Origin of the sequence: Hydrocarboniclastica marina, assembly GCF_004851605.1 — a bacterium.
GTDB classification, from domain to species: domain Bacteria; phylum Pseudomonadota; class Gammaproteobacteria; order Pseudomonadales; family Oleiphilaceae; genus Hydrocarboniclastica; species Hydrocarboniclastica marina.
In genome coordinates this window covers 448513-461009 of the sequence record NZ_CP031093.1, presented here as the reverse complement: position 1 = coordinate 461009, position 12497 = coordinate 448513, and the positions used below count along the sequence as shown (strand labels likewise).

Here is a 12497-nt window from a genome sequence, read left to right as displayed (position 1 = left end):
CGAATTTGATTGCCTTGTTACAGGGCATCGGTCGCTTCCTGAATTTGGCGCCTACGCAGAGCTTCGTAGTCTCCGAAAACCTTATGGAAACGCTCCTTTGCTACGAAGGGAAACTGGAGATGGTAGTGACGGGTAAAGCCCTTTACGTGACGAGTATCTGTTCCGTAGATCGGGTTCTCGTCACACCACTCATTGTTTAGGCCACGCACCGTAGCTCTGTAGACGCTAATAGTTTGATCTTTGATATCCACGATGTAGGTGGCAAACGCACCTTCGATCAAGAGATACCCTTTGCACGACGACTGCTCAACAAACTTTGAGTGGTCGGTTTGCCCGATCATAACCGGGACATCCCTAAACGTCTCAATTTCACCGAAGTTCGTTCTGATCGTCATGCCATAGGCATCACAACCCATCCGGAACTCTCCGAGTGGGTTTAGTTCAATATTCTCGACTACCGCTTCCCTTCTCATGATGTGCTAGGCAAGTCCCTGTAACGCCCGCAGCACGCGCGGCTTTGTAGTGGAGGCGCAGCCGGAACGAAAAAGCCGTCGCTGTGCCTGCGATTGTTAGCCATTTTACACCCACTGATTCTCATAGATTGTTCTTCGTAGAGCCCTAGCCGCGAACAAGGCCATTTCTTCTAGCTCTCTCTCGGCCTCCTCCGGCGTGTCGATAAGCCCCTGATCATCCCAGGGGTCATTCACATGGACCCACTTATTCCGATATTTTCGAAGTATGTGCAGGTCAGAGCGAAGATCGTCTGCTATGGGAGCATCATTGATAAGTTCAAAAAGCGTGCTCCGCTCTTTCTTGACGTACTCCGAACGCAGATAAGTTTCGATCCCGGAAACAGCTGTCAGTATTGATGCCAGATTTGCACCATGCACAAAGGCCGAATCAGATTCGCGGACAATGAAAGAGCACCATTCCGAGAGAATGACCCCGCCTTTCAAAAGCTCCTCATCAAGAGACAAAATGTGGTTCCAACGCTCGGCTTCATTCATATGGCTAACGCTAGCGGTAACCGGCACCGGAGCGAAGCGCAGGGAACCATAGCCCGCAAGGGATATGGTGTCCGGTTGACCGCCTGGTTAAGGGCCGTTTACCCGTGGTTTTGTATTGGCACTCAATACCGAATGCCTACTCCCGATACCTTGCAGTAACTTGACCCATAGCGCCAGGAACCAGGGCACCGAATGGGCGGGTTTTGACCGAGGTTAAACCGGATGGCCCCGCGACCTTTGCACCGAATGACCAGCCAATGCCGATGGCAGACCAAGGGGTGTGTTTCTGCCGAGGCCAAGCACCGGAACCGGTCCCAAACACCGTACCCAAGAACACGACAGCCAGGCCTTTAACGCCAACAACACGCGCGGTTACGGAATGGAGGCGCAGCCGCAATGCAGTAACCGTCGCCGTGATTGTACTGGTTATGCATTTTCCAGTTTATCCCCCAGTTCCTTCGCAAACTTCCAATGGTCCCCTGTGTCAAAAGCAGCAATCCAAGCGGCTTCTACAGTGTAAGGAAGTTTGCCCTCGCTTGATTGATAGAAAATAACTTTCACCTTCGCGAGTTTTATTGATATATCGCCAGCTATGAATCCTCGAGAATACTCCGACAAACCACCACGATCCTTCTTTTTCTCAAAGCCCAAAGAGGACATTACCTTTTCTATGTGATCGTCAGACTCAGGCACTGGTACTTTGTTCCGATATTTTGGAAAGAGTGAGAATTTTGGTCTTTTTGATCCAAGTTCCCTGTGGGGCATCACTTTATAAAGGACGGTTAGTGCCGCTACGATAACAATTGTGACTATCGCGATAACTACATATTTCATACTTTTGATATCCAATTTTTTGCATAACGCTGAGCTTAGCGGCGCCCTTGCAATGGAGGCGAAGCCGCAATGAAAAGGGCGTCCGGCGGCCATCGGCCGCGTACTACAGCGACTGGTTATGTGTTGAGCGCCTTGGCACAATATTCCGAGGCATTTTTATAGTCCGGATCGGTGTAGAGGATCGTGTCTTTGCCTGCAGCATAGGGCGCATGGACTGTAATGGATTCAGAATTCTGCTCTTTCAGTATGAGCTTGGTGCCGTCCTGAATCTGGATGGTGCCCTCTGAAAATTTCACTTTCTGGAGAACGTCAGCGGTGCCATAGGAGTAGCAGAATGAACCATGTCCGTCGGACTGCCATTTCATGCTGACAAGGTAAGGACCCATATTTCCTGTCCATGAACCCACAAGACCATCTGGCACTGGCTCAGGAGTGATGGCCACAAAGTTATTGTTCATCATGTCACTCATGGGTGACTGGCACCCCGCGAGAGCGATTACAAAACCAGCAACCAGGCTGTGCTTCAAAACTTTCATAAAACTCCCTTTTTCTCAGGCCCAGGACACATAACGTAGAGCTTTGCGGCAATTTTGTAGCCGCGAAGCGGCGGAGAAATTGTCCGACAAGAGCGAATTGTTAAAAGCTGGCTACTTCTGCCAGCCATTGAGGGCCAGTAGCCGGAGAAGAAGATTCTCGCCGATTTCCGCAAGTTGGTCTTTTGACAACGACAAATCTTCCAGGTCGCTAGAAGGATAGACATTGGATGTATACAGGACCGTCTTGCCCCAGGTTGTTGGATCCCCGGCTGCATCAGTCTCAATATCATCGAACGTGATCCTCGTCACGTCACCATCTCTCTCAATGTATGCGGCCAATCCTTTCATGCACTGGAATCCCTCGAGGCTTTTAACAGTGATTAGATAGCGCGCTTTATTATTGCGCAAACGCGACCGCTTCGTTATTACAACCGAAACAGCCAGCAAGGACTCAAATAGTCCTTTTGGATCAAGCCCTTATATCGCAACGACACTACCAGGACGTATTCGCGCGACCTCCATCATCCACGCCCTCAATCATACTGCATAAGATCCCAACGCTTCTCGGCCTCGCAAACACTCACCCCACCCCGGCCTCTTTCCGCCCCGTAAACCGCTGCCGCAACTGCAGCACAACGATCGTCAGCGCGGGCAAAAAGGTAACTGTGACTATCGCCGCGCCGAGGAGTCCGAATAAGACAATAGCGCCAACCCCCCGATAGAGTTCAGTCCCCTCCCCCGGCAAAAACACCAGCGGCGAGAGGCCGCACAGCGTGGTCAGGGTGGTCATGGCGATCGGCCGCAGGCGGGTCTGTACGGCGGCGACCACGGCGTCGACCACAGACGCACCTTTCTGTTGCAGGTTCTGGCGGGCCTGGTCCACCACCAGGATCGGATTGTTGACGACAGTACCCATGAGGATCAGAAAGCCGAGCATGGTGATCATGTCGAAGGGTTGCCGCAACGGCTGCAGGCCGATCAGGGGCAGCAGCCCGCCGACGACGTTCATCAGGGCCAAACCTACGATACCGCCGGCGACTCCAAGAGGGATGGCGGTCATGATGAGCAGGGGGAAGCCCCAGTGCGCAAAGATAGCCACGAGCATCAGGTAGACGATAGCGATGGCGATTAGGAAGTTGCCGGTCAGGGCCTCCTGGGTGGCATTAAGCTGATCGCTGGCGCCGGAGATATCCACGTTCACCGAAGAAGGCAGCTCGCCGCTTGCGCGCATGGCTTCCAGCAGTTCGGTGCGGACCCGCTCTACTCCCGCCTCCAGCGCAACATCCGCGGGCGGGATGATGTTGAGGGTCACGGTGCGCCGGCCGTCCACGCGTCTTACCGTGCTGGTATCCACGGTTTCCTCGATCTCGGCCAGGCTCGACAGGGGCAGGGCCTGGCCGCTTGAGGTATAGATCTGCACATCGGCCAGTTGGTCCAGTTGGGGATCACGGCCCTGGTTGCCGTAGACGTAGATGTCGATCTTCTCGTCATCGAGGAAGAAGTCATCGACATACGCCCCTTCGGTCAACGCGGAGACGGTGAAGCCGATGGCGTCCGCGCCCAGCCCGAGTTCCGCCGCGCGGTCCCAGTCCGGACGGATCTGGATCAGGGGCTGGGCGAGGGTCAGCGTGGATGGCTGGCTCTGGATTCTGGGGTTGTCGAAGATCTCCTCAGCCCGACGGTAGGCCGCGTTGGCGGCGTCGTAGACCGGCGCCAGCTCCGCGCCTGATATGTCCAGATTAATACTGCGGGTACCGCCGTCGTTACTGGAAATGATGGAGCCCTTGGTGGCGAATGCCCGCATGCCGGGGAACTGCCGGTAGAAGCGGGTTATCTCATCCATCAACGGTTCGATGTGGCGGGGGTTGAGGGTTTCCGCGATGATTCTCACCCGCGTGGGGCTGACCTGCATGTTCAGGTAAGCCATCGGCGGTACCCGGGTTTCGCCGGCGGCGTACGCCTCGCCGTCTGCATTCACATGGGGCAGAAAGTGGTCTTCGACCTGTTGGGCGATGCCGCGCATCTCACTGAGGTTATAACCAGGAGGGGCGGTCATGGCGGCGAAGGTCTTGGGCTCTTCGCCTTCCGGCAGGTACTCGGCCGGCGGCGTCAGCACCAGAATCACCCAGAGGCTCGCCGCGAACGTTGCCCCGACCACCACCAGGCGGCGCAGGTGAGTGGCAACGAGCCACGCCACTGCAGACATTACTGCTGAGTTCCAGCCGCCACCGGTTTCGTTGCCGTACTGGTCGATATCCACTTTGGCGCGACCGAATTCAAGTCGGGCGCACAGGGTCGGGATCACGGTTATCGCGACCAGCATGGAGGCCATGATGGCGGCGGAGATCGCTATCGCGACGTCCGAGTAGAGCTGCCCCGCTTCTTCCTTGATAAACAGGATCGGCAGGAAGACCAGAATGGTGGTGGCTGTCGACGCCAGTACCGCAGGCCAGACCTCCGTGACACCTTTGAGCGCAGACTCAAGCCGGTCCAGCCCGAGGCGCCGGTGCCGCTCAATGTTTTCCAACACCACGATGCTGTTGTCGACGGTCATGCCGATGGCGAAGGCGATGCCCGCCAGGGAGATGACGTTAACGGTGCGCCCTGCCAGTAACAGGCCGATGAATGCGGCTATGGCACAAAGGGGAATGCCGACAACGCCGGCAAAGGTCGCCTTTGCGGAGCGCAGGAACAGATACATCACCAGGGTGGCGAAAATGGCGCCGATACCCAGGTTGGTCCATACGTTGGCCACCGAGGCCTCAACATAGCGGGCATCGTCCGACGTCAGCTCAAGGCGCATACCGGCCGGCTCCAGCACGTCGCGGTTGATCGTCTCAACCGTGTCGAGCATGGCGTGCTTGATATTGATGACGTTGGAGCCGCTCTCCCGGCGCACCTGCAGGCCAATGCCCCGTTGGCCATTGATGATCGACACTTCCCGGAGCCGGGACCGACCCTGCATAACCTCGGCAACCTCGCCCAGGCGGATCACGCTGTCGCCCCGGCGCACGATCACCAGATCTTCCAGCGCCTGCACATCATCAAAACGGCCCACGGTACGCAGCAGGTACCGGCGCTTGCCGGCATCGATCTCGCCACCGGAGATATCCTGATTGCGCGCAGTGATCGCATCCCGCACATCGGTCAGGCCCAGCCCTCGCTGGGCCAGGGCAGCCTCATCAACTGCGACCTGAATCTGCCGGTCGGCACCGCCACCCACGGTGACTTCAGACACGCCCGGAACGCTTTCCATCAGCGGCCGGACGCGGTCTTCGATAAAGTTCTGCATCAGCTCGATATCCAGCTCCCGGGGGTTGCCCTCCAGGGTGGAAATGCGGAAATACATGAAGGCATTCGACGAGAACGACGCCGCTACTATGCGCGGTTCGTCGACATTGTTGGGGTAATCCGATACCTGGCTCAGGGCATTGTTGATCTGGATGAGGGTTTCGGTGATATCCACCCCGAACGGGAACTCCAGCTCGATCTCCGATGACCCGCTGGACGCGGTTGAGGTCATTCGGCTGAGGTTGGGCACATTGCGCAGGAAGCGCTCCTGCTCAATCAGAATCTCCTTCTCGATATCCTGGGGCGTGGCGCCTGCCCACTGGGTTTCAACGGTGACGGTGCGCACCTCAACGTCAGGAATCATCTGTACGGGAATCCGCAGGGCCGCCGCTGCCCCCAGAATGGCGATGATCAGCGAGATAACCGCAACCAGTGTGCCGTGACGTATCACCCCGGCAAACATCAGCTTTCCCCGCCGATGTCACCGGCCAGGGTCACCTCAACGCCTTCGCTGAGCGATTCATTGCCTCGGGTCACAACCCGCTCGTTGCCCTCAAGCCCATCGGTAACCTCAATGCGGCCCTCGAACGCGGCGCCGAGTTCGATGCGCTTCTCGGTGACGGTGAACACGCCGGATTCGTCCGTTGGCTCCGCCAGCCAGACGGTAACCCGCCCCTCCGGATAGCGGTTGACCGCATCTCTCGGCACCGTCAGCCCCTGCTCGCCCGTGGTCATACGCAGGGTCGCCTGCACGGCCATGCCGGGCAGCACGGCCATGTCGGGCGGCGGCAGCGCACGCAGGAGAAAGGTTCGGGCCGCGGAATCGGTCACCGGCACCAACGTATTGATGGTCGCCTCCAGACGCTCGCCCTGGTGTTTCACCCTCAGTGTTGAGCGGTCGTCGATGCGCGGGTAATGGTCCTGGGGTACCTCGAAATCCAGCCTCAGATTACGAGTGTCCACCAGGCGCAATAGTTCATCGCCTGGGGTGACCCATTCGCCCAGGTCGCTCAAACGCTGGCTGACCACACCGTCGAACGGGGCTTCAATCCGATGCCGCTGGAGAATCACTTCCTGTCGACGGCGCTCTGCCTCCAGTCGCTCAAGGGTCGCTTCTGCGGACGCAGCTGCGCTTTCCCGGGTGCTGACCTCGGTTGCGGCTATGTTGCGCCCCGCCCCAACTGAACGCGCCTCAGACACCCGCCGGCGAGCCTCTTCCAGGGCGACCCGGCTTTCTTCCACCGCCGCTTCCGCTTGCTCCAGCTCCAGCGCTGCCTGCTCGTCGTCCAGCCGCATCAACAGATCGCCAGCGACAACATAGCTGCCGGGCTCCACAGAAACCTGGTCCAGCAAACCCGCCACCGCGGTGGATAATCCGGAGGATCGCATGGGATTCGCCGTTCCGTTGAGCAGAACTTCGGAAATGATGTCTGTCTTACTGACCTGCTCCACACGCACGTCCGGTCGATCCTGGGCCAGCGCGCCCATGCTCCAGCCGAACAGCAGCACTACCGGGAGCAGAAGTCTCCCTTTCGATGACTGACTCAAAACCCTCTCCCCTGCATAAATCCCCAGGCAACTGGCCTGTAAAGGCGCCCAGACTGTGTAGTGACCGATACTAAGGGAATACCCAGCTGATGAGTACCGAAGAGAGCGGTAGTGATTGAACAGAGTCCGGCGTTTACTGCGGCTCGGCAAGTGACCGCGACAACAGGCATGCGAGCTCGTTCACCACACGAGAGCCGTAATCGGGTGAACTCAGCAGTCGCGCAAACTGTAGGGTCCGGGTTAATCTGAGAGAACCTGAGGTTGATTCTTAACAGCCCGCCAGAGCATGGAGAGCCACCGATGAGTACGCAGCGTTCCGATTCACCCCGACCTATTGCCAATCGACCTATTCCCCAAGAAGCGTTCGACTGGTACGACGCCTATGCCCACGGGCTCATGGATCGCCGCGATTTCATGGCAAAGCTGGGCTCGCTGGCCGCACTGGGCTTCAGTCTGACGGTGCTGACCTCCACGCTCATGCCCAACTATGCCGAAGCCGGGCAGGTCTCATTCAATGATCCCAAGATCAAAGCCAGCTACGAGCTGTTCCCGTCGCCCATGGGTCACGGCGAGGGACGTGGTTATCTGGTGGTGCCGAGCGAGCTGAGCGGCAAGGCGCCGGTCGTGCTCGTGGCCCATGAGAACCGCGGGCTTAACCCCTATATCGAGGATGTCGCCCGTCGCCTGGCAATGGAAGGTTTCATTGCCTTCGCACCGGACGCCCTATACCCGGCCGGCGGTTATCCCGGCAATGACGACAAAGGGCGGGAAATGCAGAGCAACCTGGATCGCGGGAAGATAGAGGAAGACTTTATCGCGGCGGCCCGCTTCCTGAAAAACCATGAGCAGAGCAATGGCAAACTGGGGGCGGTCGGCTTCTGCTTTGGCGGCTACATTGTCAACCTGCTGGCGGCGACGCTCGGCGACGAACTGGACGCGGGCGTGGTGTTTTACGGCACACCCGCTGCGGAGGAGTTACGGAGCAATATCAGCGCTCCCCTCTTGCTGCAATTCGCCGGCATTGATGACCGTGTGAATGAGACCTGGGCAGACTACGAAGCGGACCTCAAAGCCAACGATGTGGACTACACCGCGCACTTCTATGACGGTGTGAACCATGGTTTCCATAATGATTCGACGGGGCGGTATTCGGAAAAAGAGGCTGAACTGGCCTGGTCGCGGACGCTGGCGTTCTTTGAACGCCACCTCAGCTGATCCGCGCGCCGGATAAGACAGAATCCCTTCCCCTCGTCCCTTTACCCGGGTCCACCCGGGCAGCTGCGCGCCGGACTTCGGGCTAGGGATTCGCCTTGTTCGTAATGACCTCACGATCTTCAACCACCCACTGCATCATCAGGTAGGCAAGACTTACTGCAAGCATGATAGACGCGATGCCCCAGAGATAGGCTGGCGACACTTTTTCCAAATCCAGCACAATCACTTTTCGGGCGATTGCCATGAGGGCCGTGGCTATTACAATCTTCACGTGGATCACGTTATCGCGTAGATAGACGGTGATATTGATGAAGATCTCGATGGCGATCAATACCGCCATGAATGCGCCGAACGTGGCCAGCATGTCCGAAATTGTCAGTATGTAGACCGGGGGCGAGACTAGCCGCTCGTACAGAATCCAGCCCACATCGACCACGCCCATGATGATGACAAACACCATGAGCAGAGCCAGGGCACGCACTGCCCAGCGGATTATCCCGTGGAGTCCGCCGAGCAGCTTGGTATCAAAACTTTCTCGCATCTTTTGGTGTTCCGGGGCGTGAGCTAGAACGGTTTTGACCCAGGCTAAGCCGCATTCACTGCGGGCGCTCTTCTGAGTTGCTCCATCTCTCGCCGGCCCCCGGCCATGTTTTCACGGCGCTGTTCCATAACCTCAAACACGTGATAGGCCTCCGCGCCAAACGGGTCCAGCGCAGTTCCGCGGTAGCAATAGTGCTCAGGCACTGGCTCGCCGGAAAGGGCAACGCGGAAGTTGTACTGCTGACTGGCCACATCTGCCCGAAGAGGTTCTTCGACCCAGAGGAAAACCGCTTTCTCGGTAACCAGATATTCCGCCCGGACAATGCGGAAACCGTCGCGCAAACGCAGATTATTGAGACCCTGGTAAGCTTCCAAACGGTACTTGTGAATGGTTTTCATCGTCTGACTCCTCGGTTGCAAGTGTCTGGAGCTATCTTTGCAGATCCAAATGCTCGCAAAAAACAGGTAATAGCGTCAGCTCTATCCTGTTTTTACGATGTTAATCGGCGCGACTCCCGCAGATGGCGCCTACGGCGGGGTTTCCTGAACGCCGTTTGCCGGTGATTGCGAAAAGCGATTCCGTTATGGACTGAATGCGCCCGACCTCTTCCACCTGATACTGGCGACACACTTCGTCGCCAATGAGAGTGGGCGCCGCAAATGCCCCCGCGCCGTGGCTAGCGAACACTTTGATCAAGGCGCTGTCATCGACCTCGGCCCGGATGCGCGGCCTCACGCCCTGTTCCGCCAGCCACTGCATCAGGCGATGCAGATAGGGCGACTCCAGGACATTGGCGAGAAACGGCTGATTGTCGAGACTGCCGGGAAAACCCGGACGCAGCTGTCCGGCCAGTGCCGGCGCGGCAAATATGCTGATGGTGGAGGTGACCAGTTCAAAACTGTGGGCTGCAAAATCTTTATCCGGTTTTGGCAGCTGATCTGTAAGCACCAGATCCAGCCGGTAGCGCTTCAGGTCATGCATCAGATGCTCAAGGCTACCGGTGCTGCACCGCAGAACGATCTGTCGATCCAGTTCCATGGCCGGTTCAATGAGGCGATAGGCGATCAGCTTGTGAATAGAGGCGACGATACCCACCGCCAGATGTACGGGTCGCTCGGAGGCGTTACTGTTCAACACCTGCTTGAGCTCTTCCGCCACGCCAAACATTTCATTCGTATAGCTGAATACCGTCCGGCCCAAGTCCGTCAGCACCAGGTTACGGCCCTTGCGCTGGAATAACAGACCGCCCACGGCTTCTTCCAGCGAAGCCAATTGCCCGCTCAGCGTCTGCGGCGCAAGGTCGAGGGACTCACTCGCCCGTGCTATCGAGCCTTCCCGGGCAATGACCCAGAAGTAGTGCAGGTGTTTGTAGTTGAGGTGCTTCAAAGGTGATGGTCTCCCGCCGTTTAGCCTTTTTCGCAGCAGAGACCAGTTTACGCGTGTGGTTGACAAAGAGAGAGTGGCAAAGAGAGAGCGGCAAAGAGACAGCGGCAAAGAGAGAGCGCTTCAGCAGCTTACCGTGCAGGTCTCACGCCCTCAGGCGCGGGCTTCGAATGCGCCGTTCGTCGACCGCAGGCCGGCCATAAAATCGTTCATGCTCTGGTAGGCCGAAGCGGCTCGTTTTGCATCACCGCTCTCCTGCGTTTCGCGAGCGTCCCCTGACTCTCCGCTGTTGCCTTCTTTAGTGGGCTTGGCTGCGCCCGCCTCGCCACCGGGCTCCCGCTCCTCCGCAGCCAGCTCGGCCTGGGCCTGCACCTTTGTCTGGGTTGCTGCGGCAACAACCTGGAGATCCTGCGGCGAAGGCTGTGCCGGGGCCATGGCCGCAGCCTTGACGATATCCATTTTCTGTATGGTGGCTTCGGGATTCTCGGCCGGCGAGATATCGATGGGGACTTCACCGCCCACCGCATAAGCTACACCGTCGGGCCCGCGCTGATAGGTGTAACTGACAGCACCGGCAAGACTCCCACCCACAGCTTTATGAGCGGCCTCGTGCTGGCGAACCTCACGATCGCGCGCCTTCATGTCCCGGATAACGGCGACCTGCTCTTCGGCGAGGCGCTCTTCCGCCGCTTGCTGACCTTCAGGTTGCTCGGCTGGTTTTGACGCCTCATCTGGCGATTCGGCTGCTGTTTTGCCCGAAGCCGGAACGGCTTTATCGCCGGCTTTGTCTGAAGCTCTGCCAGAAGCTTCATGGGCGCTGCTGTCAGCGCCGTAATCACTGCCATTCACCAGCGCGCCGCGATTGGCCGGCGCCTGACCGGAAGTCGGCCCCGACGGCAGGCTGTACTGATGAAGATGTGATGAAGAGCCGATTTGCATGTCTCACCCGCGCATAAAACCAACGAAACCCGTCGACTCGTGCGCGGCGATAGTGCGCCGTCGAGCCTACCTCGACCGGGTCTTCCGTGTATCTATCAGCTTAGTCTATTGCTGCGGTACGGTTGTCAAATCGCTGTAAAAGCTGATGGGCAGATGAAAACGCAGAGACTGCCACCGCGCTTCGGAGGGTGCAGCAAAAGGGAATGACCGTATGGCCCCGGGAAGACGCCGGGTCTCAACCAGATGTCCTTGGACAACGCCATGCCAGGTCGAGCAATATAGGCCCTACCATTGGCATAGGGGAACAAACCATGAGCGAAGTGGACAATGAAAGAAGACGATGAAGACGCCCAGGTCAACCCCGGGACCGCCAAAGCCCCGCCCATCATTAAAGCAGGGTGTGGCATTCGTTTTGATCCGGACCAGCTAGCTGAAGACACCGGCTTTGATTTCTCTGGCGCCGCCAAGCTGAAAAAGCTTCTGGCGCAGAAAGCGAAGAAGGACGACACGCCGCAAGACTGAAACAGGTTCTTACCGGCGACGGCGTCCCATTCAAACGAGTGAAGCGCGTGCTCAGGAGCGGAGTAAAGCCGAGCCCCGACGCTGGCCACAAAGGCCAGGCCGGGTGCCTCAAGGGCGACGTGCACTCGATAGCGAACAGGCTATTTAGCGGTAACTGTGGTCATCACCAGCTCACCATCCTTGCGAATCGGGCCGTCTTCCTTGGCACCGAGGGTGTATTCGAAAACGCCGGTCTTCATTCCGCCGTCTTCGCTATGCACCATAAGCATCAGCATGTCCCCGCTGGCGACTTCTTCAGTGAGAATCGCCGGCACGTCCATGTTCTTGCCCTTTTTAAGCGGCGCGTAGCCAACCACCGGACCAGGCTTCATGGCCTTGTCGGTGCGGTGCACTACCAGCCAACCGTTCTCTTCCGCCATCACCTTCTTGGCCGTCACTGTGCCCTCGGAGACAGACTGATCATCGCCCCAAACGCCGACATCGCCATGGTCATGCGCCAGCGCAGCGCCAGAGGTGAGCGAAGCCGAAACAACCGTGGCGGCCAGAAATGCAGTGATCTTTGAGTGCTTGTTCATTGCGTACTCCTTGCAGTCGGTTTTTCCATCTGTTCATTGAATTCCCAGATGGGGTACCGACAGTTACGGAGCCTGGCTTCAAAAAGTTTCAGCCACCCGCAATTTT

The 12497-nt window shown here is 57.8% G+C and carries 14 protein-coding genes; 2 read left to right on the top strand and 12 right to left on the bottom strand.

Features of this window, described 5'->3' with window-relative positions:
• Nucleotides 1-17: 17 nt before the first annotated feature.
• The 7 genes from soil367_RS02035 to soil367_RS02005 all read right to left on the bottom strand — a co-directional run bounded on the left by soil367_RS02035 (nt 18) and on the right by soil367_RS02005 (nt 7216).
• On the bottom strand, nt 18-473 hold the full coding sequence (locus soil367_RS02035) for a hypothetical protein (RefSeq protein ID WP_136546433.1): 456 nt from the start codon (nt 471-473) through the stop codon (nt 18-20).
• 105 nt (nt 474-578) lie between these two features.
• The gene (locus soil367_RS02030) at nt 579-1007 is read right to left on the bottom strand and encodes a hypothetical protein (RefSeq protein WP_136546431.1); all 429 of its coding nucleotides are present in this window, start codon (nt 1005-1007) and stop codon (nt 579-581) included.
• Nucleotides 1008-1433: 426 nt separating this feature from the next.
• On the bottom strand, nt 1434-1841 hold the full coding sequence (locus soil367_RS02025) for a hypothetical protein (protein ID WP_136546429.1): 408 nt from the start codon (nt 1839-1841) through the stop codon (nt 1434-1436).
• 116 nt (nt 1842-1957) lie between these two features.
• Nucleotides 1958-2377, bottom strand: coding sequence for a J517_1871 family lipoprotein (locus soil367_RS02020; protein ID WP_136546427.1), 420 nt, complete (start codon nt 2375-2377; stop codon nt 1958-1960).
• A 111-nt stretch (nt 2378-2488) separates the two neighbouring features.
• Nucleotides 2489-2725, bottom strand: coding sequence for a hypothetical protein (locus tag soil367_RS02015; RefSeq protein ID WP_136546424.1), 237 nt, complete (start codon nt 2723-2725; stop codon nt 2489-2491).
• 232 nt (nt 2726-2957) lie between these two features.
• Nucleotides 2958-6131: an efflux RND transporter permease subunit gene (locus soil367_RS02010; protein ID WP_136546422.1), complete on the bottom strand. Its 3174-nt coding sequence runs from the start codon at nt 6129-6131 to the stop codon at nt 2958-2960.
• Nucleotides 6131-7216: an efflux RND transporter periplasmic adaptor subunit gene (locus soil367_RS02005; protein ID WP_246065470.1), complete on the bottom strand. Its 1086-nt coding sequence runs from the start codon at nt 7214-7216 to the stop codon at nt 6131-6133. Before soil367_RS02005 ends, soil367_RS02010 begins: the two co-directional genes overlap by 1 nt.
• 300 nt (nt 7217-7516) lie before the next feature.
• On the opposite strand from soil367_RS02005, the gene soil367_RS02000 reads away from it, so the two are divergent.
• Nucleotides 7517-8431: a dienelactone hydrolase family protein gene (locus soil367_RS02000; RefSeq protein WP_136546420.1), complete on the top strand. Its 915-nt coding sequence runs from the start codon at nt 7517-7519 to the stop codon at nt 8429-8431.
• A gap of 82 nt (nt 8432-8513) precedes the next feature.
• Here soil367_RS02000 and soil367_RS01995 read toward each other — a convergent pair whose 3' ends face one another.
• The 4 genes from soil367_RS01995 to soil367_RS01980 all read right to left on the bottom strand — a co-directional run bounded on the left by soil367_RS01995 (nt 8514) and on the right by soil367_RS01980 (nt 11294).
• Entirely contained in the window at nt 8514-8972 is a 459-nt protein-coding gene (locus soil367_RS01995) for a phosphate-starvation-inducible PsiE family protein (protein ID WP_136546418.1), read from the bottom strand.
• 44 nt (nt 8973-9016) lie between these two features.
• Nucleotides 9017-9370 (bottom strand): DUF7352 domain-containing protein, encoded by a 354-nt coding sequence (locus soil367_RS01990; protein ID WP_136546416.1) that lies wholly within the window; start codon nt 9368-9370, stop codon nt 9017-9019.
• A gap of 100 nt (nt 9371-9470) precedes the next feature.
• Nucleotides 9471-10358 (bottom strand): LysR family transcriptional regulator, encoded by an 888-nt coding sequence (locus soil367_RS01985; protein ID WP_136546414.1) that lies wholly within the window; start codon nt 10356-10358, stop codon nt 9471-9473.
• Between the two features lie 150 nt (nt 10359-10508).
• Nucleotides 10509-11294, bottom strand: a complete 786-nt coding sequence (locus soil367_RS01980; RefSeq protein ID WP_136546412.1) for a putative metalloprotease CJM1_0395 family protein — start codon at nt 11292-11294, stop codon at nt 10509-10511.
• A gap of 327 nt (nt 11295-11621) precedes the next feature.
• On the opposite strand from soil367_RS01980, the gene soil367_RS01975 reads away from it, so the two are divergent.
• Nucleotides 11622-11816, top strand: a complete 195-nt coding sequence (locus soil367_RS01975; RefSeq protein ID WP_136546410.1) for a hypothetical protein — start codon at nt 11622-11624, stop codon at nt 11814-11816.
• Nucleotides 11817-11956: 140 nt separating this feature from the next.
• On the opposite strand, the gene soil367_RS01970 is transcribed toward soil367_RS01975, so the two are convergent.
• Nucleotides 11957-12391: a DUF7282 domain-containing protein gene (locus tag soil367_RS01970; protein WP_136546408.1), complete on the bottom strand. Its 435-nt coding sequence runs from the start codon at nt 12389-12391 to the stop codon at nt 11957-11959.
• Between the last annotated feature and the right edge of the window lie 106 nt (nt 12392-12497).